The organism is Roseovarius sp. MBR-51 (assembly GCF_053628575.1).
On the sequence record NZ_JBRJGQ010000001.1, the window covers coordinates 268,152 to 294,642 of the forward strand.

Here is a 26,491-nt window from a genome sequence, read left to right on the forward strand (position 1 = left end):
GAGGGTCAGGCCATCCCCATCTCTTGCATCATCCGCTCAATCCGGGGGACATCCTCGGGGTTGTTCAACTCCCAGAATTGTCTCCCCTTCGCCTCGACCTCGACGCAGAGCATCGCGCGCCCCCGCTCTAAAAAGCGGAGTTGCTCCAACCCTTCCAGTTGTTCCAGTGGACCGCAGGGCCAGGTTGCGTAATCGCGCAGGGCTTGCGGGCGATAGGCGTAGACCCCAACGTGATGAAACACCGGCGTCGCCTCCTCCGTGCCATAGCGCCGCGCGGTGTAGGGGATCACTTCCTTCGAGAAATAGAGCGCGCGCGCCCCGTCTCCAAACACCGCAGTGGTGCCGCCCACCCGACCGTCGGCCCGGTCCTCGAGAAACCCGTTGAGCGCCCGCCCATCACAGCGCAGCACGGGGGTCGCCACCTCGGCCCCTGCATCGGCGCTCAGCCCTGCCACCAGATCTTCGACGAACCAATGCGGTGTCAGGGGTGCGTCGCCTTGCAGGTTGACGATGATATCAAATCCGTCGCCCAGAACCTCCAGCGCCTCGGCGCAGCGTTCGGTGCCATTGCCACAGGCCTCAGAAGTCATGACCACTTCTGCCCCAAACGCCTCTGATGCGCTACGGATACGGTCGTCATCGGTGGCCACAACCACCCGGTCCACGCCCTGCACCTGACAGGCCGCCTCCCACGAGCGCCGGATCAGGCTCTTGGCCTCACCCGTCGCGCCTGTAAGTGTCACCAATGGTTTGCCCGGATAGCGGGTCGAGGCAAAGCGCGCGGGAATGACAATCGCCACGCTCATGTCAGGCTCCCTTCAGGTCAACGCCGGGGGCGAGCGCGATAAAGAATGGATTGGCAAAGCCCGCCTTGCCATAGGTCAGTGGTGCGTGATCCTCAAACCGCACCACCTGACCGCCAGCGCCAGTCAGCACCGCGTGACCTGCCGCCGTGTCCCATTCCATGGTCCGCCCAAGACGAGGATAGAGATCGGCCTCGCCGGTCGCGACCAGACAGAACTTGAGAGAAGATCCGGCGCTCGTCATGTCTTTGACGTCGTATCTGCCAATATAATCATCGGTTGCCTGATCTCGGTGCGATTTGCTCGCCACCACCATCAGCGCTTTATTGTCTGGCTTTGACACCCGAACGGGGCGCAGCGTGCCCGGTGCATCCATCTCGAATGGACCTTCTTCCTCGACGGACGATCCATCCGCCAGAGTGTAGAACATCCGTCCCTTGGCAGGGGCATAGACCACCCCTCGTGTGGGGACACCTGCCTCGACATAGGCGATATTGACGGTGAAATCGCCGCGCCGGTTGATAAATTCTTTGGTTCCGTCCAGCGGATCGACAATCAGAAACGTGGCGGCGGTCTCGCTATGAGACGCAGCTTGTTCCTCGGTCACAAGCGCAATCTGTGGAAACGCGGCGCGCAGCCCGACCGAGATGAGTGCATCGGCTGCCTCGTCCGCCTCGGTCACAGGGCTTGCATCAGACTTCACCTTGACCGCGAAATCATCCGCCTCATAGATCTCCATGATCCGCTCTCCGGCCTCAAGCGCCAGCTTGCGCATCACCGAGATCAGCCTGTCATACTCCAAATCGCCGCTCCTTTGCCGCCAAGACGCCACTTTGCGCCGTTAACCGATGGATTACCCGATGTCCCTTATGATATGCTATGTCAGGGACAGCAAGAAACCCGGACCACAAAATCACAGGCCAGCGACACTTTCCAATGTTCAAAACAACGCGTCCCCGTTCAAGGCTGCATTCAGCAATTGTCATTGCAGAGTTGATCTATCACGCCGCCGTGCGAGACGTCCGAAAAAGCGACGGAAACGCGATCATCGCTCTGGCCAAGAATATCATGACCGTCGTGATTATGGTTCTGGCCTTTTACCTGATGTTCAGCGTGCTGGGCCTCAAGGGAACAAAGATGCGTGGCGACTTTCTGCTGTTCATGATGTCCGGCATCTTCATCTACATCACACATATCAAGGCTATGAGTGCGGTCATCGGGGCCGAGGGGCCAGCCTCGCCGATGATGCAGCACGCGCCGATGAACACGATCATCGCGATTTCCGCAGCCGCACTCAGCTCGCTCTACATTCAGGTATTGTCGTTGTTTGTCGTGCTGTTTGTCTATCACGTGGGCTTTGTGCCGATCACGATATATCAACCCATTCAGGCGTTCGGCATGATCCTTGCCGCTTGGTTTACAGGTCTGTCGGTCGGCCTTGTTCTTATGGCGATCAAGCCGTGGTCACCCGGATTTGTTTCCATATTCGCCTCAATTTATCAGCGTGCAAATATGATTGCTTCCGGCAAGATGTTCGTGGTCAACACCCTTCCCACCTTCATGATGAACATGTTCGACTGGAACCCACTCTTTCACATCATCGACCAGACCCGCGGCTTTGTATTCATCAACTATTTTCCGCATAGAACATCTCTAGAGTATCCGATCTATGTCGGGCTTGCGCTGCTGATGATCGGGTTGATGGGAGAGTTCTATACGCGCCAATATGCCTCCAGCAGTTGGGAGGCGCGGCGCTAGCGCAGCACCTTGCCTTCGGGCCACGTGAGAGTTGTGTCCAGAGTGATCTTGCGCGTCTCTCCGATAGGCAGATCAAAGGTCCATGCCAGAATGCCGCGTGCGCCGTCGATGTCGCGCTCGGTGGGCATCGGATCAGCCGTCCATGTGATCTCCAGATCCTCCTGCTCTGATACCGGCACGCGATCAATCAGGCGCAGGGGCCATGTCTCGCCGGTCAGATTTTCGACGGTGATTTCAACAGCCTCGGTTTGTTGATTGGATTTTGTGATGATACCTCGGTCACCTTCATTACGATCGGTGACCAGACGGGTCAGACGCAGTCCGTCAATCGGGCCAAAGGACATGTCGGCCTTGTCCCCGTCCGCGATCAGATCAAGCCAGCGTTGCCCGACATAGCGACCATCAAGATAAAATCGGGCTTCCGGCGTAGGCAATAGAATTTCGCCAGTGTCATTGGTCAGTCGCGCCATGACAAAGGCCGTCGGGTCGAGCATTGGCACGGCCTGCGCCACAATCTCTGCGTCTGTTTCCAGCGGGGCGAGCATCAGGCGGACGCGGTCGGCGCCTGTGGTGACGCTAACAGGCGCGGGATAGCCATAGGTGACAGAGAGCCCGTCAAAGCTGGCAACAGCCATATCGGCGCCAGCGGCCTCAGCCATCGGGGCGCCCATGGACATGAAGTCAGCTTCGGCTTTGCCACGTGCCAAAGGCTGACTCACTTCTGGGTCCTCAATCCGTGGCACCCAAGGCCAGATCTGACCTGGTTCAGTCTGTTCCGAGGGCCGCAGAGTTGACAGGGACAAAGAGATGTTCTGCCAGTTCTCGCCGGTGGATTGCTGCACAAACGCACCGCGTTCGATCCGGAGCGCGCCGCTGTCGCGCGCCAGATGTAGATCGTACAGCGGTTGCCAGCCTGCATCGGGGATGGTGTAGGTCACGGTGAGCATGCCTTGCGTCTCGGTGTCAGAGGTGATGGCCACGGCGAGCATGGCGCGGGCCTTGTCCTCGGGGACGAGCGCATTGAGTGCCTGACGCGCCTCTTCCAGAGTCTCGATCTGGTCCTTGAGCGCGCGTTCTGCGGTATCGGCGCGGCGGGTGGCATCGGCTTCGGCTTGCCGCGCGGCAAGGGTTTCAGCGCCGATCATGGTCGTGAGGTCACGCAGTTGGTCGATCGCGAGGGCGGCTGCCCCGTCGCCCTGACCGATCTGGCTCAGAAAGGTGATGCGGGCGCGGGCGGCATCGGCCTCAAGGCGAATGTCGGTGATCTCGTTGCGGGCGGTGCGCAGGGCCTCTTCAATCCGCTCCACCTCGGCGCGGGCAGCGATCAGCGCATCACTGTCGTCCGGATCGCGTGGCGGCACGTAATCGTTGCGGGTGGTGACACCGCCCATGCGCGCGCCTTGCACCGTGACACGCACCGAGGCGAGCGGCGTGCCTTGTGGCAGGTCGGCGAGGATGAGATCATGCTGACCGGCAGGGGCGCTAAAAGCCACTTCGCGGGTCACGGTCGCGCCTTGCGGATAGAGGGTCACGGCGCTGACGCGGCTCGCGAGGGCGATATCCTCGGCCATGGCGGGCAGGGCGAGACAGATCAAAGGCACGGAAAGGAAACGCATGCGGGACACTCCTGAATTATCTGTAGCGATGTTTCGGGGTTGCTCGGCCAGAGTGCAAGCGTGCCGCGTGGTCATGCGCAGGTTTACGCCGTGGGAGATCTATTCCACCGGGTGCCGCCGCCGCACGGAACCGGGCCGCCCCGGCAGCTCTAGCGTGGCGTCGCCGCGCGGGGTGCGGGCAATGAGGCGCCCCTTGGACACGACCGCAAGGCGCGCGGCGCGCAGGCGCACCGCCTCGATCGGGTCGCCCGCATCCAGCACCACAAGCGAGGCTATGGCACCCACATGCAGGCCGTAATGCTCCAGCCCCAGAATGCGGGCGTTCTCAATAGTCACCATGTCGAAGCAGCGCCGCATCTCGTCGGGGCTCGACATTTGCGCCACATGCAGGCCCATAAAGGCGACATCAAGCATGTCCGCCGTCCCGAGGCTATACCATGGATCGCGCACGCAATCCTGACCCCAGCCCACGGTGATGCCCTGCGCCTGCATTTCCTTGACACGTGTCAGGCCGCGCCGTTTCGGGAATGTGTCATGCCGCCCCTGCAACATGATGTTGATCAGCGGATTGGGAATCGCGGCCACGCCCGCCTCGGCGATCAGCGGCAGGAGTTTGGAGACATAGTAGTTGTCCATCGAATGCATGGAGGTGAGGTGTGATCCAGCCACCCGCCCCTGAAGCCCGAGGCGCTGCGCCTCATAGGCCAACGTTTCGATATGGCGGCTGAGGGGATCGTCGCTCTCGTCGCAATGCATATCGACGCGCAAGCCACGCGCCGCCGCAATCTCGCAGAGTTCGCGCACAGATGCCGCACCATCCGCCATGGTGCGTTCGAAATGCGGGATGCCACCCACCACATCGACACCCATATCGAGCGCGCGGATCGTGTTGGCGCGGGCGGTGGGGTCGCGGTAGAAGCCATCTTGTGGAAAGGCCACGAGTTGCAGGTCGATGTAGCCCTTGACCTTGTCGCGCACCTCGAGCATGGCCGCCACGCCCTTAAGGCTGTCATCGCAGGTGTCGACATGGCTGCGGATCGCCAAGAGGCCCATTGAGGCGGCCCAATCGCAATAGTTCAGCGCGCGGGTGACCATATCTTCCTGCGTCACGATCTGTTTCAACTCGCCCCAGAGACCGATCCCCTCCAGCAGCGTGCCAGAGGCGTTGATGCGCGGCAGGCCGTAACTCAGCGTCGCATCAAGGTGGAAATGCGGATCGACAAAGGGCGCGCTGACCAGATCGCCGGTCGCGTCGATCACCTGGCCCGTCTCCGCCCCCTCAAGCCTGCCCATCGCCGTGATCCGGTCGCCGGTGATGCCGATATCGGCAGTGGTGCCATCGGGCAGCGTGCCACCCTTGACGATCAGATCGAACATCAGCGTTCCCCCTTGTTAAAGGCCACCATCAAGGCGGCGGGCACCTCGGCGCGGCGCGACATGACGATGAGCGCGAGAATCGAGAGGACATAGGGCGTCATCAGAAAGATCTGATAGGGAATATTCGCCCCGAGGGGTGTCTGTTGCACGCGAATTTGCAGCGCATCGAAGGCGGCAAAGAGCACCGCCCCCAACAGCGCCTTGCCCGGTATCCACGCGCCAAAGACCACCAGCGCGATGCAGATCCAGCCGCGCCCGTTGACCATCTCGAAGAAGAAGGAATCGAACGCCGACATGGTCAGGAACGCGCCGCCCACCGCCATCAGCCCTGATCCGACGATCACCGCGCCCATGCGCAGGCCGGTGACCGAGAGCCCCTGCGCCGCCACCGCCGCCGGGTTCTCGCCCGCCGCACGCAGGGCGAGACCAAGGGGCGTGCGGTAGAGCACGAGGCTGACGACCCCCACCAGAATGAAGGCCAGATAGGTGAGCGGGGTTTGGGCAAAGAGTGCGGGGCCGATCAGGGGAATGTCGGACAGCAAAGGGATCTCCCATGGCTGAAAGGCCGTGATCTTGGGCGGGCTTGTGACCTCTGGCAGGGCAAGGCGATAAGCGTAATAGGTCGACGATGTAGCCAGAAGCGTCACGCCAAGCCCCACCACATGCTGCGAGAGACCGAAGGGCACGGTCAGCAGGCTATGCACCGCGCCAAAGCCCATGCCGACCACCATCGCCACCGCAACACCCGGCCAGAGGCCCAGACCGGAATAAACTGCCATCCAGCCGGCAAAGGCCCCTGCCACCATGATCCCCTCAATCCCGAGGTTGAGCACGCCCGCGCGTTCGCAAATGAGTTCGCCCAAGGTGGCAAAAATCAGCGGGCTGGCGATGCGGATCGCGGCGGCCCAAAAGCTGGCGGAGAGGAGGATATCAAGGATGTCCATGCGCTATTCCCTCACCACCCGGAACCGCGTGAGCAGGATCGCCAGCACCATCAGCAAGAGCGCCGTGGCGAGCATGATATCGGCCAGATAGGTCGGCACGCCCACCGCGCGGCTCATGCTGTCTGCGCCTACGAAGATGCCCGCCACAAAGAGGGCGGCGGCGATGACACCGAGCGGATTGAGCAGCGCCAGCATCGCCACGATGATGCCGGTATAGCCAAAACCGGGGCTGAGATCGAGCGTGAGACTGCCCTTGACCCCCGCCACCTCGGAAAAACCCGCAAGCGCGGCAAGGCCACCCGACAGGAGCGCCGTCTTGATCAGCACCGAATTGACCGGAATCCCGGCAAAGCGCGCCGCCTCGCGGTTGAGGCCTACCGCGCGCATTTCATAGCCCAAGGTGGTGCGCCGCTCGACCAGCCAGACAAGCGCGGCGGCAATCAGCGCGAGCGCAAAACCCCAATGCAGGCGCAGACCCTCGACGATACGCGGCAAACGCGCCTCGGCAATCAGCCGCTCGGATTTGGGCCAGCCCATGCCCATCGGGTCCTTGAGCGGTCCTTCGAGCAGGAGCGAGATGAAGAGGAGGAAGATGAAGTTGAAGAGGAGCGTCGTGACCACCTCGTCGACGCCAAACCGCACCTTGAGCAGCGCAGGGACGAGCAGGACGACCGCGCCCGCCAGCATCGACACAAGGACCAGCGTGGGCAAGAGGGCCGTGGCAGACCATGGTAACGCGCCAGTGCCCAACACGACCGTCATCAAGGCTCCGGCATAGAGCTGCGCCTCGGCGCCGATGTTCCAGAGCCGGGCGCGGAACGCCACCGCCACCGCAAGCCCGGTGAAGATCAGCGGCGTGGCGCGGTTCAGTGTCTCTAACACGGCGAATTGTGATCCCGCCGCGCCCTTGAGGATCAGCCCTAGCACCGCAAAGGGATTGGCCCCCGCCAGCATCGCCAAGAGCGAGGCCACGATCACCGTTGCGGCAATTGCCAGCACGGGCGGCAGCGTGCTGCGGGCCAGCGAAGGGTTGGCGATGGGTTCAAGACGCATGTGCCAGCCCCGCGTCAAACCCATGACCCGCCATCCAGACGCCCAGTTCGGCGGGGGTCATCGTGCCGCGCGCAAATTCGGGCGAGAGGCGGCCTTCGGACATCACATGGATCACGTCCGAGAGCGCCATGATCTCATCCAGATCCTCGGAAATCAGCAGCACCGCCGCGCCCCGGTCGCGCGCCTTGAGCAATTGTTCATGCACGTAGTTCACCGCGCCAATGTCCAGCCCGCGCACCGGTTGGTTCGCCAGAATGATACGCGGATTGGCCTCGAGCACGCGGCCAAGGATCAGTTTCTGCATATTCCCGCCTGAAAGTAGGCGAATGCGCGTATCAGGTCCCGGACAGCGAATATCATAGCCTGTGATGATGGCCTGCGTCTCGGTCTCGGCGCATGGCCAGTTCATCCAGCCCGCGCGGCTCATGGGCGGTTTGTGATAGCTCTCCAGAATGGCATTCTCGGTCAGGGAGAAATCGGCGATTGTGCCGGTTTTGTGCCTGTCTTCGGGAATGCGCGCGATGCCATGTTCGACGGCGGCGCGCGGCGACCATTGCGCCAAGTCAGCATCTCTTAGATCAAGCCGCCCCGAAGCAGGGGCGCTGAGACCAGCGATGAGATCGGCCAACGCCGCCTGCCCATTGCCCGAGACCCCGGCGAGCCCGGTGATTTGGCCTGCGCGCAGAGAGAGGTTCACGGATTTCAGCCCCGGCGCACTGCCCCGGTCCGGCGTGGTGACCGCGTGCAACTGCAAGAGCGGCGCGCCGGGTGTGCCGGGGGCCACCCGTGGCGCGCTGACGTCACTTCCGACCATCGCAGCGGCAAGCGCGTGACGGTCCGTGTCGGCGGTGGCCATCTCGGCCACAACCTTGCCATGGCGCAGGATCACCACACGGTGGGCGATATCCATCACCTCATGCAGTTTGTGGCTGATGAACACGATCGACAGGCCCTTGGCCACCGCCTCGCGCAGGGTGGCAAAGAGGTCGTCGGTCTCCTGCGGGGTCAGGACCGCCGTCGGCTCGTCCAGAATGAGAATGCGCGCCTCGCGGTAGAGCGCCTTGAGGATTTCGACCCGCTGCCGTTCCCCCACCGTCAGGCTGCCGACGCGCGCCTCGGGATCGACCGAAAGGTGAAAATCCGCCGAGAGCCGGGCGATCTTGGCGCGCGCCGCCACGCGATCCGAACGCCAGCGCCAGAGAGATTCCGTCCCCAGTACGACATTCTCCAGAACGGTCAGGTTGTCGGCTAGCGTGAAATGCTGATGCACCATACCCACGCCCGCCTCGAGCGCCGCGCGCGGATTGCCGGGGGGCAGGTCGCGGCCCATGACCATCACCTGTCCCTCGTCGGCCGTATACTGGCCGAATAGGATGTTCATCAGCGTGGTCTTGCCAGCGCCGTTCTCGCCCAAGAGGGCCACGACCTCGCCCCGGTGCAGATCGAGGCTCACCGCGTCATTCGCGGTGAGCGCGCCGAAACGCTTGGTAATCCGGTCTAGGCGCAGAACGACCTGCGCCGTGTCTGCGCCTGTCATTTACGAGGATTTCGGCTCTTCGTCGTTAATCTCGACTGAGAAAGTACCTGCCTTGATCGCCGCCTCTCGTTCCGCCACCAGCGCCAAGGCTGCCTCGGGCACCTTGTCCTCAAAGGTGCCAAGCGGAGCCAAGGACGAGCCCCCCTCCTTCATGAAGGAATAGACCCCGTAATCGGCGGCGGTGAAATTGCCCGCGTTCACAGCGGCAATCGCGGCATCAAGCGTCGGTTCGAAATGCCAGAGCGCCGAGGCGACGACCGTTTCGGGATAATCGGCTTGGGTGTCGATCACGTTGCCGATGGCCAGCACGCCTTTTTCCTTAGCTGCGTCCGAGACGCCAAAGCGCTCAGCATAGAGCATGTCCGCGCCGCCCTCGATCATCGCAAAGGCGGTTTCCTTGGCCTTGGGCGGATCGAACCAGGAGCCGATAAAGCTCACCTGAAACTTGATGTCCGGATTCATCTCCTGCGCACCGGCCATGAAGGCGTGCATCAGGCGGTTGACCTCGGGGATCGGGAAACCGCCGACCATGCCGATATTGGCGGTCTTGGTCATCGCACCCGCAATGATCCCCGAGAGGTAAGAAGCGTCCTGAATATAGTTGTCGAACACCGCGAAATTCGCCAGCGCCGGGTCCTCCTTGAAGCTCGACCCCATCAGGAAGGCGATGTCGGGATAATCGGCGGCCACTTCGCGCGCTTCTTGCTCGACCGCGAACACCTCACCGATGATGAGTTTGTAGCCCTGTTCGGCATATTCGCGCATGACACGGGCATAGTCGGTGTTCGAGACATTCTCGGAATAGACATACTCGACATCGCCGCGCTCTTGCGCGGTCATGGCGGCCTTGTGAATCCGGCTGACCCATTGTTGTTCGACGGGCACCGTATAGATACCGGCGGTCTTGATCGGTTCGGCGGCGCGTAGCGGCGAGCGCAGGCCAGAGGCCCCGGCGATGAGTGCCGCGCCGGCCGAAGTGGCCATAAAGCGACGGCGGGAAAGTGGCAGGCGTGTCATGTTGATCTCCATGTTGGCAGGTGGGCAGTCTTTTTGGTTTTACCAATTGGTAAAATTTATCCGGTCGGTTTTCTACAGAAATTTACCATTGAGCAAAACTAAACCGCTGAGAGGCCGACTCCCAGCGGTTTATGCTCAAAATGCGGGCAGCTCTGCAAGGGTCAGGCTGCGGGCAGGCGCGCGATGATGGGCAGTTTCTGCCATGTGCCGCCCGGCCCCATTTGCATCGGTTCGGCCAAGAGTTTCATGCGGGCCATCGTTTCGCCCATGCGATAGCCGTGCCCCATCGAATGCCCGAGCGCGACACGCCAACCGGGACGCGGATTGAGACCAGGTTTTGTGGGGCCTAGCCCTGCCTTCATGTGATGCGCGATGTCCCAGTCGAGCACCTCGCCTGCATGGCGGGTGACGACCCAGCAGTGCATGTCATGGGTGACGCCCCCCTTTTCCGCCGGAAAGAAGTAGCCATAGACATAGCCCGCCTCATAGCCCGCCGCGCGCAGGCTTGCGACGAGATAGGTGTTGATGTCCACGCAAGAGCCGGGTGTCGTGCCGCAAGAGAGGTAGGGCACCCGGTCGGCACCGTCGTTGAACCGCACCTCGGGGTGGTCGTAGGTAAAGCGGGCTTCGGCCTCGGCCACCAGCGCGTTGATGCCCGCTCGCCCGCCGCCCGCCTTGGTCGCGATGGCGCGGCTGGCCTCTGCCAATGCGTCAGCGGCGACGGTATAGCGGTTGGTGCGCGGGGTATAGATCGCCTCGGGATAGCCTTGGCCGATGGGGGCTGGTGCGATGATGTGGGAGAGTGTCACACTTGTCCCCGCTGCCTCGATCCAGAGCGCGGCAAGACCCAATTCCGGCTCAAGTGCTACGGTAACGATTTCCCCGCCAGTCACAGTTGTGGCCGAAACGGCGTCCTCGGGGCTGCACATGCCCGCCGGGGCCAACAGCCGCGCGCCGGGTTTCAGCCCCGTAACCTCGATCTCAAGCTGTCTCATGCGAATTGCCAGAGTTGAAAGAGCAGGCCCGCAGCAAAGGCGCCAGTGAGCGAGAGCGCGATGTAGAGCGCAAAGACACGCGGTTTGACCAAGGCCCAGACAGCGATGGCGGCGGGCAAAGAGGTGACGCCACCGGCCACGAGAAAGGCCAGACCGGCACCGGGGGCCATGCCCTGTCCGATCAACCCGCCAACCAGCGGCAGGGCGGCGTAACCATTGAGATAGGCAGGCACCCCAATGAGCGTGCCCAAGAGGATCGGGCCGATGCCGGTGCCGCCAAGGGCCTGCGTAATGGTCTCTGCCGGGACAAAGGCCAGCATCAGGCTCTCGAGGATAAAAGCCAGAGTGAGCCATTTCAGCAGGAATAGGGTCACAGTCAGCGCCTCACGGGCAAACTTGGCCCGGCGTGCCGGATCGGTCCAAAACCGCCAGACAACCGGCTTGGGCGCGCGCACTTTGCTGCCGCCGCAACCACCGTTGCCGATGCCGTCGCGCAGCGGATCACTCAGCCCTCCGGCGCGGCCCAAGAAATGCACAGCCCAGCCGCCCATCAGGCCAAGACCGACAGCGGCCAATGTTTTGGCAACGGCAAACTCTAGCCCGAGAACGCCCGTGGTCAGCATGAACATCGAGGGGTCCATCACCGGCGAGGCCAGCCAGAAGGCCATGACCGCCGAGAGCGGCACACCCATCGCCAAAAGGGCGGCGATCAGTGGAATCACCCCGCAGGAACAAAAGGGCGAGAGCCCGCCAGCCAGCGCCGCCAATAATATCATCAGGGCTGGGGCACCGGTAAAGGCGCGCGCGATGAGATTGTCCGCGCCCGTAGCCGTGGCCCAAGCGGCGATGCCGATGGACAAAAGCAGGAACGGCGCGGTGCTGAGGAGGGCGTCCGTGGTAAAGATCAGCGTGTCCTGCGCCTGCGTCGCGTCAAGGATTGCGAGCACAATCAGAATCAGGACCGAGATTGTCCAGATCCGGTAATCTTTCCACAGACGACGCAGCACTGCTGCGGTGCGAGGGTGGGTGAGGCTTGAGTCTGTCATGTCCATATCCCTAGAAAAGTCGTTTTTATTCACCAAAAAAGGGTGTGCGTCAGGCGGCGCCCACTGTCTTGGCAAGTGTTACCCCGGTACAGCATTCCGATGTCAGGAAATCCAGTGTCTGTCGCATGGCAAGGTAGTCCACGCGATTGATCACCGTACGCCCATGACGTTCCTGCACCACCAGCCCCGCATCGACCAGCGCCGACAGGTGATGCGCCAATGTCGAGGGCGCCTGTTCCAGATGCTGTCCAATATCGCCGACACTGAGCCCGCCATCGCCCGCGCGCACCAGCAGGCGAAATATCGCAAGCCGGGTGTCATGGCCAAGGGCGGCAAGGGCGCGGGCGGTGGGGCTTGTGGTGCTCATACAAGCAAAATAACTATATTTCTAGTTTTGTCAATATACCTCATTCCGCACGCGCCGCCATGGTTGCAACACCATCTCCCTCGCGTCGAACCCGCAGATCCAGACTTCCGTCCCGTTCTCGGGCCTCGATTACCACGGAGAGGTTGCAAATCAGGGGTGTCAGCCCACGATAGGAAAACCGTGCCGGCAGATGACCCAGGATGTGCGTCGCAAGGTTCATCATCCAGACCGCTTGCATCGGCCCATGTACGACGAGTCCCTCGTAGCCCTCGACACTTGTGGCATAGGGATGATCGTAATGGATGCGATGACCATTGAAGGTAAGCGCGGAAAAGCGAAAAAGCAGGGTCGAATCCGGCGTGATCCGCCATGTTGTCGCCTCTGGCCAATCCTCGGCCTCCGTGGGGAGTATGGATTGCCCGGGCTTGGGATCTTCGCGATACACGATATCCTGTCGCTCGGTCAGGCGGGCCGCACCCTCCACGTTATAGACATGCCGTTGCGTGACAAACCCCAGCTTGCCGCTGCGCCCCTCTTTGAAAGTCACATCGTCAATTGTTGTCTCTCGCGTGACCAGATCACCGGCTGCAAAGGGCGCGTGAAACTCGATCTCGCCCCCGGCCCACATCCGACGGGGCAGGGGCAGGGCAGGCAGGAATATTCCGGTCTTGGGGTGGCAATCCCGGCCCAGCCTATCCGGGGTCACCGTATCAGGCGAAAGGCACCAATGCAGCCCGACAGGCACCTCAGCCTCTGCCAGCGCTCCTGCCAAACTCGCGCGGTATTCCTCGATCAGCCGCTCGGATATCGGCTCTGACCGGCAATAGCTGCGCCCGATCCAGTCCGCGTAATCGTTCATCTCGCCCTCCTACTGTCCTCGTCCAGACCCATAGGACTTTGGCAGGCCCAGCACCTGTTCGGCAATATGGCACAGGATAAGATTGGTCGAAATCGGTGCGATCTGATAAAGCCGCGCCTCGCGCCACTTGCGCTCGACATCGTATTCCTCGGCAAAGGCAAAGCCGCCATGGGTCTGCATGCAGGCCTCTGCCGCCTCCCAACTCGCCTCGGACGCGAGGAGTTTGGCGGTATTCGCCTCAACGCCGGGATTGTGGCCTGCGTCATACATCGCCGCTGCGCGGTAAACGATGGCCTCGGCGGCCATCAAATGCGCCTGCGCGCGCGCCAGCGGGAATTGCACCCCTTGGTTAACCCCGATAGGTGCGCCAAACACCACCCGCTCTCGGGCATAGTCCGACCCGGTTTTAAGGAACCATTTCGCATCGCCGATACATTCGGCGGCGATCAGGATACGCTCGGAATTCATGCCCGAGAGGATATAGCGGAACCCCTTGCCCTCTTCGCCAATCAGGCTGTCCGCCGGGATGCGCAGGTTGTCAAAAAAGACTTCGGTCGTGGCGTGGTTGATCATGGTGCGGATGGGTCGGATTTCGATGCCGTTCCCAACCTTGCCGCGCAGGTCGATCAGGAACACCGACAGACCGTCGGTCTTCGATGCCGCCTCCTCGCGTGGTGTGGTGCGGGCCAAAAGCACCATCAGGTCGGAATGTTCCACCCGCGAAGTCCAGATTTTCTGGCCGTTGATCACATACTCATCGCCATCCCGCCGCGCCGTTGTTTTCAGCGCCAGCGTGTCAGTGCCGCTGGTGGGTTCGGTCACGCCAAAGGCCTGAAGGCGCAAGGAGCCATCGGCGATGCCGGGCAGATAGGCTGCCTTTTGCGCGTCGGACCCGTGGCGCAGCACGGTGCCCATTGTATACATCTGCGCGTGACAAGCGGCGGCATTGCAGCCAGAGCGATGGATTTCCTCGAGAATGACCGAGGCCGCAGTGAGGTTTAGGCCCGATCCGCCGAACTCCTCTGGAATCATCGCCGCCAGATACCCCTCGCGGATCAGCGCATCGACGAAGTCCTTGGGATAGGCGCGCCGCGCATCCAGATCGCGCCAATAGGCGCCGGGAAACTCGGCGCAGACTTTTGCCACGCCTGCGCGGATATCGGCATAGTCCGCCGTTGGATCAAAAGACGTCATGTCAGCCTCTTACGTTTCTCATGCCCGGTTTTCGTGCTCTAGGTGGCAGGTTTTCCAGCCGGACGGAAATACCAATGCCCGCTTGCGGCCATTGGGCGCGCCTATAGCCGCAACTCGCCCTGCCAGATGCCCCGCTGCACCAGATCGCGCAGCACGTCGAGTGTGATCGCCTCGACCGCTCGACTGGCGCGGCTGGTGGGAAAGGAGGGGTTGCTCACCAGATAAACAGGTCGCACCATATCTGGGGCCGTGATGGGCGCGCCGACAAGTTCGCCCCGCGCCACCGCGTCATGCACCGCCGAGGGCGAAAAGATCGCATGACCAGACCCGCGCGCCACAAGCTCCTTGATCTGGGTCATCGCGTCCATCTCAATGGGCACGTTGAGACGCAGACCTAGCGGGGCGGCATAGCTCTCGATCGTCTTGCGCAGGCCATGTGCGGCTTCGGGCAGAATCATCTCCAGCCGCTCGAGCGCACGCAGCGGCACCGGCGTGCCGGGTGGCGTATCAAAGGGCCAGTTGTCCGGGGCGGAATAAACATGCAATCGTTCATCAAGCACATGGGTGATCCGAAAGTGATCAGCGTTTTGCAAGTCGTAGATAAAGCCCATGTCAACGGTGCCGTCGCTCACCCATGACTTGATATAGCCGCTCATCGCCTCGACTACGCGCAGACGGATATCGGGCAATTCTACACGGACGGTTTCCGCGAGAGGGACCGACAGCACCATAGAAACAGAGGATGGCAGACCAAACCCGACCTTGCCGCGCGGCGCGCCCGACGCATCGCGCATCTCGTCCACGCAGCGCTCCATTGCGGTGGTGATCTCGCGCGCGTGGCGCAAGAGAACCTGCCCTTCGGTGGTCAGCATCGAGCCACGCGGTGAGCGGTCGATCAGGCGCACAACAAGCTCCGCTTCCATCCGCGCCACATGTTGGGAGAGCGAGGGTTGCGCGACCCCGAGCCGATGCGCGGCCGCCGAGAGCGAAGGGGCCTCGGCGATGGCGATGAAATAGCGGAGTTGGCGGATGTCCATAGGCTGAACGTCTATCAATTGGAAAGGTCAGAGTGCAAGCCTATGATGTCCCATAGCCCGGCGCTATACCCGTTCAACGCGACTGATATTTCTCATACGGGGCAGAATGGGGCATGCTCCAGCGAAATATGACCCAGATGAAAGAGGCCCAGATGCGCAGCGACCTTGCCGGTCTTTTTGTAGTCTCCGTCGAACAGGCGGTTGCCGCCCCCTATGCGTCAAGCCGTCTGGCAGAGGCCGGCGCGCGGGTGGTCAAGGTCGAGCGGCCCGAGGGCGATTTCGCGCGGGGCTATGACGCGTTGGTCCATGGTGAGAGCGCCTATTTCGTATGGCTCAACCGAGGCAAGGAATCGCTCTGCCTCGACCTGCGGCAAGAGGCGGATCGCGCGTTGATGGAGCGGATGCTGGCGCGCGCGGATATCTTCATCCAGAACCTCGCGCCGGGGGCGATTGATCGTCTGGGATTTGCGCCGGGTCGGTTGCGCGCCGATTACCCGCGTCTGATCACTGTTTCGATCTCTGGCTATGGCGAAGAGGGGCCGCTGGCGGATCTCAAGGCCTATGACCTTCTGGTGCAGGCTGAAACCGGCCTCTCGTCGATTACCGGCAATGAGCATGGCCCGGCGCGCACCGGCGTTTCGGTCTGTGATATTGCAGCGGGAATGACCGCCTATCAGGCCATTCTCGAGGCGCTGATCGGGCGGGCGACCACGGGCGAGGGACGGCATATCGCGGTCTCGCTCTTTCATGCGCTGGGCGATTGGATGAACGTGCCCTACCTGCAATATGCTTATGGAGGTAAGGTGCCGCAGCGTGCCGGTCTCAACCATCCCACCATCGCGCCTTATGGCGTCTATCAGGGCAGCGATGGCAAGGCGGTGCTGATCTCGATCCAGAACGAGCGCGAATGGGCGGTGTTCTGCGAGGCGATTCTGGGCGATGCCGCGCTGGCCCGCGATCCGCGCTTTGACAGCAATTCGGCCCGAGTCGCCAATCGCGCGGCGCTTGATGCGATCCTGCGGCCGGTCTTTGCCGCGATGCCTCGCGATGCCATGGCGGACCGGCTGCGCGAAGCACGGATCGCCTATGGGCGCGTGAGCGAGATGGAGGATCTGGTCAGCCATCCCCAGAACCGCCACGTCACGGTCGAAACCCCGTCCGGCCCGGTGCGGATGCTGGCCCCCGGCGCGCAGATCGACGGTGTCGAGGCCGCGTTGGGGTCTGTGCCCGCCCTTGGAGCGCATAACGCCGCGCTGCGCGCGGAGTTTGGCGATGACTGAGGCAAACGATACCGGCACACGTCTTTTGGCGATTCTGTCCGAAATCGACGCACATGCGGTGCTCGATATCGGCTGTGGTCATGGGACGCTGGTGCGCAGTCTGGTGCGGGCCGGCTATGACGTGACCGGGATTGACCCCGCGCCCGAGGCGGTCGCCGCCGCGCGTCTGGCCGTGCCCGAGGCCCGGTTCGAGGCGTGCGGGGCAGAGGCGCTACCCTTTGCGGATAGCGCATTCCATGCCTGCGTCTTTCTCAATTCGCTACACCATGTCCCGGTGCCTCTCATGCAGGCCGCCTTGCTAGAGGCCTTGCGCGTGCTGCGCCCCGGTGGCGAGGTGATCATTGTCGAGCCCTTGGCCGAGGGCGCGTTCTTTGAGGTGATGCGCCCGGTCGAGGATGAGACCGAGATACGGCATGCCGCAATTCGGGCAATTGATGCGGTGCTGGCTACGGGAGGGGCCACTGGTCCCGCGCCTGTCACCTATGCGCGGCCCACGCCTGTGGCGGATCTCGACGCCTTTATTGCCTATCTTGCCCGTGTCGATCCCGCCCGCCGCGCTCTGGCCGAGGCACAGCGCGAGACGCTGGGGCGGCTTTATGCGGTGCATGTAAGCATGGGATCGAATGGGCCGGAATTGATCCAACCGCTGCGCCTCTGGCGCTTGCGTGCCGCAAAACCCTGAGGCGCTGTCGCGTTAGGGGCTGGTGTCTTATGTCTTTTTGTGTATTTTTTCCCGCAGAGGGGAGAAATTGCACGTGTTCAGCTTTGGCGACATCATGTCAGAGGCTTTTGTCCTGATCCTCAATTGGGATCGGAACCTGAGCGAGATCGTCGCGCTGTCGCTCAGGGTGACGCTTTCTGCTGTTTTCTTGTCCTGTCTCATCGGCCTGCCCCTGGGCGCCTTGGTCGGCGCGTTCCGCTTTCCGGGGCGGGGCATTGTGACGGTCCTTCTCAATGCGCTGATGGGCCTGCCGCCGGTGGTGGTGGGTCTCTTTGTCTACCTGATGCTTTCCGCCTCTGGCCCGCTTGGCCCGCTGCAATTGCTCTACACGCCATTGGCAATGATCATCGCGCAGACGATCCTTGTGACACCCATCGTCGCGGCACTCACGAAACAGGTGGTCGAGGATCTGCACGGCGAATATGCCGAGCAATTCGCCTCCATGGGCCTGCGCGCCTATGATCGCATGGCGGCCTTGCTTTGGGATGCGCGCTATAGCCTGATGACTGTCGCACTGGCGGGATTTGGCCGCGCGGTGGCCGAGGTCGGCGCGGTGCTGATTGTGGGTGGCAACATCAATCATGTGACCCGCGTGATGACCACCACCATCGCGCTCGAGACGTCCAAAGGAAATCTGGAACTGGCATTGGCCCTAGGTGTGCTGTTGCTCTCCATCGCGGTGATCGTGAATGCGGTGGTCATGGCGCTCCGGGCCTCTGCGGTGCGGGCGGCCTATGCGTGATACGGTGATGGATATGATCCCGGCACAGGTCGCCACACGCGCCGTGTTGCTCGAGGCGCGGAACCTGTCTTTCGAGGCAGGAGGCAAGCGGCTCATTGACAGTGTATCCCTGACAATCCGCGAGGGGTCGCGCACTCTGATCATGGGGGCGAATGGCGCGGGCAAGAGCCTGATTTTGCGTCTTCTGCATGGTCTTTTGCCACCCTCTGCCGGGCAGGTTTTGTGGCGGGGGGCAACCCCGGACCACGCCGCGCGACGTGCGCAGTCGATGGTGTTCCAGCGTCCCGTCATGCTGCGCCGGTCGGTGCTGGCCAATCTCAATTTCGCCCTCTCGATGCATGGCGTGCGCGGTGCGCAGCGGGCGACAGAGGCTGCGCGCGCACTCGATTTGGCCGGGCTGACCGACCTGGCGCGGCATCCTGCGCGCGTTCTCTCTGGCGGAGAGCAGCAGCGCCTCGCCTTGGCACGCGCGCTCATCGGTCAGCCGCACCTGCTTTTTCTCGATGAACCCACCAGCAGCCTCGATCCCGCCTCTACGCAGATGATCGAGTCTCTGATCGACGCCGCCCATGCGCGGGGTGTGACCATTGTCATGGTCACCCACGATTTGGGGCAGGCGCGTCGGATGGGAGATGAAGTGATCTTTCTGCACGCGGGCCAGGTGGCCGAAACCGGTCCCATTGATCAAGTTCTTAGCCATCCCCGTTCCGAGGCTGCGCGCGCCTGGACCCAAGGGCGGCTCTACACAGGCACAACTTTCTGACATCCAAAAGACAGGGACCGTTTCATGCTCAGACGTCATTTTTTCTCGCTTGCTGCCGGTGCGGCACTGGCCATGGGGCTGGCTGGATCCGCGCAGGCGCAGGATCAGTTCATCGTGGTGCAATCCACCACATCGACGCAGAATTCCGGTCTGTTTGACCACATTCTGCCGATCTTTCAGGACAAGACCGGGATCGAGGTGCGCGTCGTGGCCGTAGGCACCGGGCAGGCGATCAAGAATGCCGAGAATGGCGATGGCGACGTGCTCTTTGTCCATGCCAAGGCGTCCGAGGAGAAATTCGTGGCCGAGGGGCATGGGGTGGAACGGTCGGACGTGATGTATAACGATTTCATCCTGGTTGGGCCGCCCGCCGATCCGGCAGGTATCGCCGGGACCAAGGATATCACGGCGGCCTTGACCAAGATCGCAGAGACCGAGGCGCCCTTTGCCTCGCGCGGGGATGACAGCGGCACCCACAAGGCAGAATTGAAACTGTGGAAAGAGGCGGGCGTGGATGCCGCCGCCGCGTCTGGCGGTTGGTATCGCGAAACCGGGTCCGGCATGGGGGCCACGCTCAACACCGGCACGGCGATGGGGGCCTATGTGCTGACCGACCGCGCCACATGGATATCCTTTGGCAACAAGGGCGATTACCAGATCGCGGTCGAGGGTGATGATCGCCTGTTCAACCAATATGGCATCATTCTTGTGAATCCGGAAAAGCATGCCAGCGTCAAGGCCGAGGCTGGGCAGGCCTTCATTGACTGGGTGTTGTCGGCAGAGGGTCAACAGGCCATCGCGGATTACAAGATCGACGGTCAGCAGTTGTTCTTCCCCAACGCGGGTGGGTGACTTTGTTTAAAAAGGCGGGTTCAGGCGGAAATCCAGCGCACCTTGCCTAGCCCGCCCAGATCATAGCCCCCGAGCGCCGCCGCCTTGGCAATCATCGTATCCGACCGCATGAAGGCGACAAGGCGTTGCACGGGTTCGGTGAAATAGGCGCGCCGATCAATCAGAAGGTCGAACCGCTCTTGCACCAGGGGCCGGAACACCAACCGAAACTGCCGCGCCATTGAGTCGATTCCCAACGTCGCCTCTGCCTCACCCGCCGCTACGGCGGCGGCGGCGTCGCTCTCGGTATGCGCGGGACTGGCAGGCGTCAGGATGTCGCCGGGCACTAACCCGGACTCGGCCATCATTCGGTCAAACAGCGTCGTGGTGCCTGCCCCCTCTTGTCGCAGGATCACACGGCGACCACGCAGATCGCCAAAACTCTGCACGAGATCGGCCACAGCGGGCGTCAGGATCAGACCGCGCATCCGTTCTGCCCAGCCGATCAGTACCGCATCGCGCAACCCACGCGCCTCTATGGCGGGAATGTTCCAGTCGGTATCGCCCGGAATATGCAGCCCCGTCAAAACCGCGCGCCCCTCGGCAAAGACCTCCAGTCCGTCATGGCTTCCGTTCCAGAGAGTGGCCAGGCCCGCACCACTCTCGCGCAGAGCCCAATCGAGCAACGGATCATGCGAACCGGTCACAAGCGCCATCCGCTCAGTCGGCAGCGTGACGCCAGTACCCTCAATCCAGCACATCAGTTCATTGTGTGGAAACAAGAGCTTGCCGGTGATCTTGCGATGCGGAATCTCGCCCGTGGCGACCATATCGTAAACTCTGCGCTCTTTGACTCGCAAGAGGTCAGCGACCTCCTTGGTCGTCAGATAGGCGGGGGTATCATTGTCCATGAGTTAGTGACGATCGCGCATAAGGAATTCCAATGCTGCGTTCCTACCGCATCTCTGCGCGGAAATCAGCATCAAACGCATCCTTGTTTTGTCTTGTATTGTGACGCGAGTCAGAGAAACAAAATAGGAATTGGATTATGGCATGGCATTGCAAAAGGCCCCCACTACGATCGTGGGGACCTTCTTCGGTCAATCCTTGACGAACATCTTGCGCGGGCGGTTGCAGAAGGTTTCCGCCGGGCCGCTTTCCTTGATCAGGATCGACTCGGTAATCTCCAGACCCCAGTCGGACATCCAGAGTCCGGGCATGAAATGGAATGTCATCCCCGGCTCCAGCACGGATTCATCCTCGGAGCGCAGGGAAATCGTGCGCTCGCCCCAGTCGGGCGGATAGCTTAGACCGATAGGATAGCCACAGCGCGCGCCACGTTCAATGCCCGCACGCTCCAGCGGGGCGGCCAAAGCATTGGCAATGTCACAGGCGCGGTTGCCTGCCTTTGCGGCCTCAAGTCCTGCCTCCAGCCCCTCGATCAGCGCCTTTTCGGCATCAAGCAGGAATTGCGGTGGCTTGCCGAGAAACAGCGTGCGGCAGAACGGCGTATGATAGCGCCTGTAACAGCCCGAGATTTCAAAGAATGTCGCCTCTCCCGTGGCAAACTCGCGCCCGTTCCACGTCAGATGCGGTGCTGCGGCGTCGGACCCGGACGGCAAGAGCGGCACGATGGCGGGATAATCGCCCCAAGCCCCCTCGACTCCACGAATGGCATCGCGGAAAATCTCGGCCACGATTTCGTTCTTGGGGATGCCCGGTTCGACCCGCTCCATCAACCCATCGGTGATCTTTTCCGAAATGAGCGCAGCCTTGCGCATGAAGCCCAGCTCTTCCTCGGATTTCACCGTCCGTTGCCAGTTCACCAGCGCCGTGGCATCGAGGAAAGTCGCCTCGGGCAGTTCCTCGCGCAGGGTCTGCATCGCCTTGGCGGAGAAATAGTAATTGTCCATTTCCACGCCGATCCGCTTGTCGGCGAGGCCCATGCCCTTGAGACGTTCCGCCAGATCCTGCATCGGGTGGCGTTCGGTCGATTGAACATAGTTGTCGGCATAGCCGATCACCCGGTCGTCGGTCATCCAGACCGTGCGCACGCCGCCATTGGCATCCTGATTGCGGCCCCACCAGATCGGGTCGGCCTCGGGAAAGACCAGAACGCCCTGATGCACATAAAACGACCAGCCATCATAGCCGGTCAGCCAATGCTGGTTCGACGGGTCGGTGACAAAGAGCGCGTCAAGGTCAAGCCGGGCCATGGCGGCGCGGGTTTTTTCCAACCGGCGCTGATACTCCTGAGCCGAGAAGGGCAGGTCTTTTTCAATCATGTCGGGGGTCCGTATCTAGGATGTCCCGGTCATACTTGGGGGTTTGTCTTGGGCTTGCCCCAAGAAATACGCCCCGTTTTGTCGTTTTCAGACCATCTCGCGCCGCGGAGTTGACGCTAGGCTTGCCCCGACGCAAGCTGCGCGCGATCATCTGATGGGAGAAAACAATGCAGCCTGTTTTGGCCGATGTTTTTGCTGCGGCACAGGTGATTGCCGGTGTGGCGGACTGCACGCCGCTTGTGCCGTCGCCCTATATGAGCGGCGTTTCGGGCGCTGATTTCCTGCTCAAGCTGGAGAATATGCAACCCATCGGTGCCTTCAAACTGCGCGGCGCACTCAATGCGGTGGCGGGTGCGCAGGATGCGGCGGGCGTCACCTGTTGCTCGACCGGCAACCATGGGCGCGGCGTGGCCTATGCAGCGCGGGCACGCGGTTTGCGGGCGGTGATCTGCATGTCGGAACTGGTGCCACAGGCCAAGGTGGATGGCATACGCGCACTGGGGGCGGAGGTGCGGATCATTGGACGCAGTCAGGATGCCGCCCAGGCCGAGGCCGAGCGGCTGGTTGCTGAAGAAGGGTTGACCGAAATCTCGCCCTTTGATGATCCGCTGGTCATCGCGGGTCAAGGCACCATCGGACTGGAAATCATGGCGGCGCGCCCGGATCTGGAAACGCTCCTTGTGCCCTTGTCGGGCGGGGGCCTTGCAGCGGGGGTGGCATTGGCCGCCAAGACGATCAAACCCACCCTGCGCGTCATTGGGATTAGCATGGACCGGGGGGCCGCGATGTATGAAAGCATCCGCGCCGGCCATCCCGTCGAGGTCGAAGAGGTGCCAAGCCTTGCCGATAGTCTTGGCGGCGGGATTGGCATGGCGAACCGTCTCAGCTTTGCCATGTGCCGCGACCTGCTGGACGAGGTGATCCTCGTGAGCGAAGAAGAGATTTATCACGCGATGCAGGTGCTCTATTACGAGGATCGGATCGTGGCAGAAGGGGCTTGCGTCGTGGGCCTTGCGGCGGTGCTGAGTGGCAAGGTGGTGCCCAAAGGACCAACCGCCACCATCATCACCGGCCGCAATCTCGATATGGCAATGTTCACCAAGGTGATGACCGGGCAGAATGTGATTTTGGGCAACAAGGTGATTGAGGGTAAGACATATGGCACATGATATCCGGATCGTGACAGAGGCGGACTTGCGCGGCGCGATCAAGCTCGACCGTGAGACGGTCAAGGTGATCGAAAGCGCCTTTGCCGCGCTGTCGGATGGCGGGGTTGTCATGCCGCCGGTGATGTCGATGGACCTCGCGGATGTGCATGGCGAGGTGGATGTGAAAACCGCCTATATCCCCGGCTTTGACGGGTTCGCGATCAAGGTTAGTCCGGGGTTTTTCGACAATCCCAAGCTGGGGTTGCCCAGCCTCAACGGGCTGATGATCCTCTTTTCCGCCAAGACCGGGTTGGTCGAGGCGGTGTTTCTCGACAATGGCTATCTGACCGATCTGCGCACGGCGGCTGCGGGAGCGGTGGCGGCGCAGCATCTCGCCCCCGAGGTGGTGCATACGGCGGGCATCATCGGCACCGGCGTGCAGGCACGGCTTCAGGCGCGGGCGGCGCGGCTTGTGCGCCCGTTTGACCGGCTGCTGATCTGGGGGCGCGATGCCCAGCGCGCGCGCGCCTGTGCCGCCGATCTGGCCGACCTCAAATGCGATATTCGTGTGATGGACAATCCCGCCGATCTGGTACTGGCGAGCCAGTTGGTGATCACCACGACTCCGGCGCAAACCCCGGTGATCGAGTCGAAATGGCTGCATCCCGAATTGCATATCACCGCCATGGGCTCTGATCAGGCGGGCAAGAATGAGATTGATCCGCAGGCCCTGATCAAGGCCGATCTTTACGTCGCGGATCGCGCGACGCAGGTCGAAAAGCTGGGTGAATTGCGCAGCGCGATCGAGGCCGGGATATGGACCAAGGGCGCTCCGGTCGAGTTGGGGGATGTGATCCGGGGTCGGGCGCGGGGGCGCAAGAACGATGCCGAAATCACCATTTGCGATCTGACCGGCACCGGCGTGCAGGATACTGCGATTGCCACCCATGTCATGGACCGTCTCAAGGGACGTGACGTGGGCACGGTGATCCCTGCATGAAGCTGGATGCGCGCGATCTCGATATCCTGCGGGTGCTGGCTGATGAGGGCCGCATCACCAAGGCCGATCTGGCGGCGCGCGTCGGTCTCTCGGCCAGCCCCTGTTGGGAGCGTTTGAAGCGTCTGGAAGCGGCGGGTCTGATCGAGGGCTATAACGCCCGGATCGCTCTCAAGAAGTTGGGGTCGCATGTGACCGTCTTTGTTGCGGTGGAACTGGCGGATCACACGCCCGCCTCGTTTCGCGCCTTTGAAGACAGTGTGCAGCGCTATGGCGAGGTGACAGCCTGTTGGGCGTTGGGGGGCGGGTTTGACTATCTGATGCAGATCGTGACCCGCGACATCGACGCTTATCAGCGGCTGATCGATCAGATGCTGGAGGCTCGGATCGGACTGGCACGGTATTTCACCTATATTGTGACCAAGCCGGTCAAATCCCCGCGCTTGCCACCGCTAGAGATATTTTTCGACTGAAACATCTGCATTTTGGCTGTTATGCAGACGAATAATCTGCAAACTTGTGAAACTTCAGCCACACGCGGTGGCAATCACAGGACATTCTTTGGCGCAAAAGGAGCGTCATCATGTCCGACTCAGCCATCTGGACCCGCAACGGGATTACCGACACACGCCTCGTGCGCAGCTTTGCCTATGTGAATGGCAAATGGGTGGGCGGTGACCACACTGCAACGCTTCCCGTCACCAATCCCGCCGATGGCCGTGCGCTGGGTGATGTGGCGAGCCTCAGTGCAGATCAGGCACATGCGGCGGTGGATGCGGCGGAGGCGGCGTTTCAAATGTGGTCTCTGACCTTACCACAAGAGCGCTCTGTGCTGCTACGGCGGTGGTTCGATCTGATGATCGAGCATCGCGAAGACCTCGCGCGGATCATGGTGCTGGAACAGGGTAAGCCCCTTAGTGAGGCGCGCGGCGAGATCAACTATGCGGCGAGTTTCGTGGAATACTACGCCGAAGAGGCCAAACGCCCCAATATCGAGGGGGTCACAAGCCATCTGCCCGATGCCGAGGTGGAATTGTGGTTGGAGCCGGTGGGCGTGGCCGCGCTCATCACCCCGTGGAATTTCCCCGCAGCTATGCTCACGCGCAAGGCGGCGGCGGCGATGGCGGCCGGTTGCACGGTCGTTGCGCACCCGAGCGGAGAGACACCCTATTCGGCGCTGGCTTTGGCCGAACTGGCCGAGCGCGCGGGCATCCCGGCAGGCGTGTTCAACGTCGTTACAGGCCGCGCGGCGACGGTGGTCGAACCCTGGACGCAAGACGCCCGCGTGCGCGTCCTGAGCTTTACCGGCTCCACCAATATCGGGCAGTTGCTCTATCGCCAATGCGCCGGGACGGTCAAGAAACTGGTGCTGGAACTGGGCGGCCACGCGCCGGTGATCGTGTTCAAGAACGCCGATCTGGAAACAGCGGTCACGGAGTCGATCAAGGCCAAGTTTGCCACCTCGGGACAGGATTGTCTGGGGGCCAACCGGATTTACGTGGAGCGGCCGGTCTATGACGCTTTTTGCCGACGCTTTGTCGAAGAGACGCAGAACCTGACCCTCGGGCGCGGCATGGATGATCCCGATATCGGGCCGTTGATGAACGAGAACGCGGTCAGAAAGCAGGAAGAGCATGTATCCGATGCGCTGACCCATGGTGCAACGCTCGCCTGCGGCGGTCAACGCGACGACCTTGGGCCGCTTTTTTATCAGCCTACGGTTCTGATTGACGTGCCCGACGAGGCGGCGATCATGCGCGACGAGACTTTTGGACCGGTGGCGGCGATCACGCCCTTTGACACCGAAGAAGAAGTGGTGGCCCGTGCCAATGCCACGGAATACGGTCTCATTGCCTATCTGCATTGCCATGATCCGCGCCGCATCTACCGGATGACGCGGGCGCTGCAATTCGGCATGGTCGCGGTCAACCGCACCAAGGTGACCGGCGCACCGATTCCCTTTGGCGGGGTCAAGCAATCGGGTCTGGGCCGCGAAGGGGCGCGGCGCGGGATGGAGGAATTCATGGAGATTAAGTATGTCTGCCGCGATTGGGCGTGAGCAGACGAAATCTTGAAAAGATTTCGACCCGGAGTTTTCTGAAAACTCCGGGTCCAAGACAC

The 26,491-nt window shown here is 61.9% G+C and carries 26 protein-coding genes; 10 read left to right on the plus strand and 16 right to left on the minus strand.

Features of this window, described 5'->3' with window-relative positions:
- Window positions 1-5: 5 nt before the first annotated feature.
- The gene (locus ACSSVY_RS01315; protein ID WP_454267560.1) at window positions 6-806 is read right to left on the minus strand and encodes a 3-deoxy-manno-octulosonate cytidylyltransferase; all 801 of its coding nucleotides are present in this window, start codon (window positions 804-806) and stop codon (window positions 6-8) included.
- A gap of 1 nt (window position 807) precedes the next feature.
- Window positions 808-1,605: a 3'(2'),5'-bisphosphate nucleotidase CysQ gene (gene cysQ / locus ACSSVY_RS01320; RefSeq protein ID WP_454267561.1), complete on the minus strand. Its 798-nt coding sequence runs from the start codon at window positions 1,603-1,605 to the stop codon at window positions 808-810.
- Between the two features lie 134 nt (window positions 1,606-1,739).
- On the opposite strand from cysQ, the gene ACSSVY_RS01325 reads away from it, so the two are divergent.
- Window positions 1,740-2,561: an ABC transporter permease gene (locus ACSSVY_RS01325; RefSeq protein ID WP_009817030.1), complete on the plus strand. Its 822-nt coding sequence runs from the start codon at window positions 1,740-1,742 to the stop codon at window positions 2,559-2,561.
- Here the strand turns inward: ACSSVY_RS01325 and ACSSVY_RS01330 are convergent.
- The 12 genes from ACSSVY_RS01330 to ACSSVY_RS01385 form a co-directional block, all read right to left on the minus strand.
- Window positions 2,558-4,177, minus strand: a complete 1,620-nt coding sequence (locus tag ACSSVY_RS01330; RefSeq protein WP_454267562.1) for a mucoidy inhibitor MuiA family protein — start codon at window positions 4,175-4,177, stop codon at window positions 2,558-2,560. The genes ACSSVY_RS01325 and ACSSVY_RS01330 overlap by 4 nt on opposite strands.
- Before the next feature lie 99 nt (window positions 4,178-4,276).
- Window positions 4,277-5,554 carry an amidohydrolase family protein gene (locus ACSSVY_RS01335; protein ID WP_454267563.1) on the minus strand — a complete coding sequence of 426 codons (1,278 nt, stop codon included), beginning with the start codon at window positions 5,552-5,554 and terminating at the stop codon, window positions 4,277-4,279.
- Window positions 5,554-6,498, minus strand: a complete 945-nt coding sequence (locus tag ACSSVY_RS01340) for an ABC transporter permease (protein ID WP_454267564.1) — start codon at window positions 6,496-6,498, stop codon at window positions 5,554-5,556. Before ACSSVY_RS01340 ends, ACSSVY_RS01335 begins: the two co-directional genes overlap by 1 nt.
- 3 nt (window positions 6,499-6,501) lie before the next feature.
- Window positions 6,502-7,551: an ABC transporter permease gene (locus tag ACSSVY_RS01345; RefSeq protein ID WP_454267565.1), complete on the minus strand. Its 1,050-nt coding sequence runs from the start codon at window positions 7,549-7,551 to the stop codon at window positions 6,502-6,504.
- Entirely contained in the window at window positions 7,541-9,088 is a 1,548-nt protein-coding gene (locus ACSSVY_RS01350) for an ABC transporter ATP-binding protein (protein WP_454267566.1), read from the minus strand. The genes ACSSVY_RS01345 and ACSSVY_RS01350 overlap by 11 nt, the downstream gene beginning before the upstream one ends.
- A complete protein-coding gene (locus ACSSVY_RS01355) occupies window positions 9,089-10,117 on the minus strand; it encodes a BMP family protein (RefSeq protein WP_454267567.1) in 1,029 nt (342 codons plus the stop codon). It lies immediately after the preceding gene.
- Between the two features lie 149 nt (window positions 10,118-10,266).
- Entirely contained in the window at window positions 10,267-11,100 is an 834-nt protein-coding gene (locus tag ACSSVY_RS01360; RefSeq protein WP_454267568.1) for a transglutaminase domain-containing protein, read from the minus strand.
- The gene (locus tag ACSSVY_RS01365) at window positions 11,097-12,152 is read right to left on the minus strand and encodes a permease (RefSeq protein WP_454267569.1); all 1,056 of its coding nucleotides are present in this window, start codon (window positions 12,150-12,152) and stop codon (window positions 11,097-11,099) included. Before ACSSVY_RS01365 ends, ACSSVY_RS01360 begins: the two co-directional genes overlap by 4 nt.
- A gap of 43 nt (window positions 12,153-12,195) precedes the next feature.
- Window positions 12,196-12,513, minus strand: coding sequence for an ArsR/SmtB family transcription factor (locus ACSSVY_RS01370; protein ID WP_454267570.1), 318 nt, complete (start codon window positions 12,511-12,513; stop codon window positions 12,196-12,198).
- Window positions 12,514-12,553: 40 nt separating this feature from the next.
- Window positions 12,554-13,372, minus strand: a complete 819-nt coding sequence (locus ACSSVY_RS01375; protein ID WP_454267571.1) for an FAS1-like dehydratase domain-containing protein — start codon at window positions 13,370-13,372, stop codon at window positions 12,554-12,556.
- Window positions 13,373-13,381: 9 nt separating this feature from the next.
- Complete coding sequence (locus tag ACSSVY_RS01380) at window positions 13,382-14,566, minus strand: acyl-CoA dehydrogenase family protein (protein WP_454267572.1); 1,185 nt, start codon at window positions 14,564-14,566, stop codon at window positions 13,382-13,384.
- A gap of 101 nt (window positions 14,567-14,667) precedes the next feature.
- Window positions 14,668-15,621 (minus strand): LysR family transcriptional regulator, encoded by a 954-nt coding sequence (locus ACSSVY_RS01385; protein WP_454267573.1) that lies wholly within the window; start codon window positions 15,619-15,621, stop codon window positions 14,668-14,670.
- Between the two features lie 134 nt (window positions 15,622-15,755).
- Here ACSSVY_RS01385 and ACSSVY_RS01390 point away from each other — a divergent pair, with 134 nt between their 5' ends.
- The 5 genes from ACSSVY_RS01390 (at window position 15,756) to ACSSVY_RS01410 (ending at window position 19,961) form a co-directional block, all read left to right on the plus strand.
- Window positions 15,756-16,883, plus strand: coding sequence for a CaiB/BaiF CoA transferase family protein (locus tag ACSSVY_RS01390; protein WP_454267829.1), 1,128 nt, complete (start codon window positions 15,756-15,758; stop codon window positions 16,881-16,883).
- On the plus strand, window positions 16,876-17,565 hold the full coding sequence (locus tag ACSSVY_RS01395) for a class I SAM-dependent methyltransferase (protein ID WP_454267574.1): 690 nt from the start codon (window positions 16,876-16,878) through the stop codon (window positions 17,563-17,565). The genes ACSSVY_RS01390 and ACSSVY_RS01395 overlap by 8 nt, the downstream gene beginning before the upstream one ends.
- A 94-nt stretch (window positions 17,566-17,659) precedes the next feature.
- Window positions 17,660-18,346, plus strand: coding sequence for an ABC transporter permease (locus tag ACSSVY_RS01400; protein WP_454267575.1), 687 nt, complete (start codon window positions 17,660-17,662; stop codon window positions 18,344-18,346).
- Window positions 18,339-19,109: an ATP-binding cassette domain-containing protein gene (locus ACSSVY_RS01405; protein WP_454267576.1), complete on the plus strand. Its 771-nt coding sequence runs from the start codon at window positions 18,339-18,341 to the stop codon at window positions 19,107-19,109. Before ACSSVY_RS01400 ends, ACSSVY_RS01405 begins: the two co-directional genes overlap by 8 nt.
- 24 nt (window positions 19,110-19,133) lie before the next feature.
- Window positions 19,134-19,961 (plus strand): extracellular solute-binding protein, encoded by an 828-nt coding sequence (locus tag ACSSVY_RS01410; RefSeq protein ID WP_454267577.1) that lies wholly within the window; start codon window positions 19,134-19,136, stop codon window positions 19,959-19,961.
- A 20-nt stretch (window positions 19,962-19,981) separates the two neighbouring features.
- On the opposite strand, the gene ACSSVY_RS01415 is transcribed toward ACSSVY_RS01410, so the two are convergent.
- Together ACSSVY_RS01415 and doeA are read right to left on the minus strand one after the other, a co-directional pair.
- A complete protein-coding gene (locus ACSSVY_RS01415; RefSeq protein WP_454267578.1) occupies window positions 19,982-20,851 on the minus strand; it encodes a substrate-binding domain-containing protein in 870 nt (289 codons plus the stop codon).
- 189 nt (window positions 20,852-21,040) lie between these two features.
- Window positions 21,041-22,225 carry an ectoine hydrolase DoeA gene (gene doeA / locus ACSSVY_RS01420; protein ID WP_454267579.1) on the minus strand — a complete coding sequence of 395 codons (1,185 nt, stop codon included), beginning with the start codon at window positions 22,223-22,225 and terminating at the stop codon, window positions 21,041-21,043.
- A gap of 167 nt (window positions 22,226-22,392) precedes the next feature.
- Here doeA and eutB point away from each other — a divergent pair, with 167 nt between their 5' ends.
- From eutB to ACSSVY_RS01440, 4 genes are all read left to right on the plus strand, one after another.
- Window positions 22,393-23,394 carry a hydroxyectoine utilization dehydratase EutB gene (eutB, locus tag ACSSVY_RS01425; protein ID WP_454267580.1) on the plus strand — a complete coding sequence of 334 codons (1,002 nt, stop codon included), beginning with the start codon at window positions 22,393-22,395 and terminating at the stop codon, window positions 23,392-23,394.
- On the plus strand, window positions 23,384-24,373 hold the full coding sequence (locus ACSSVY_RS01430; RefSeq protein WP_454267581.1) for a cyclodeaminase: 990 nt from the start codon (window positions 23,384-23,386) through the stop codon (window positions 24,371-24,373). The genes eutB and ACSSVY_RS01430 overlap by 11 nt, the downstream gene beginning before the upstream one ends.
- Window positions 24,370-24,843: an Lrp/AsnC family transcriptional regulator gene (locus ACSSVY_RS01435; protein WP_454267582.1), complete on the plus strand. Its 474-nt coding sequence runs from the start codon at window positions 24,370-24,372 to the stop codon at window positions 24,841-24,843. The genes ACSSVY_RS01430 and ACSSVY_RS01435 overlap by 4 nt, the downstream gene beginning before the upstream one ends.
- A gap of 110 nt (window positions 24,844-24,953) precedes the next feature.
- The gene (locus ACSSVY_RS01440; RefSeq protein ID WP_454267583.1) at window positions 24,954-26,429 is read left to right on the plus strand and encodes an NAD-dependent succinate-semialdehyde dehydrogenase; all 1,476 of its coding nucleotides are present in this window, start codon (window positions 24,954-24,956) and stop codon (window positions 26,427-26,429) included.
- Window positions 26,430-26,491 lie beyond the last annotated feature (62 nt).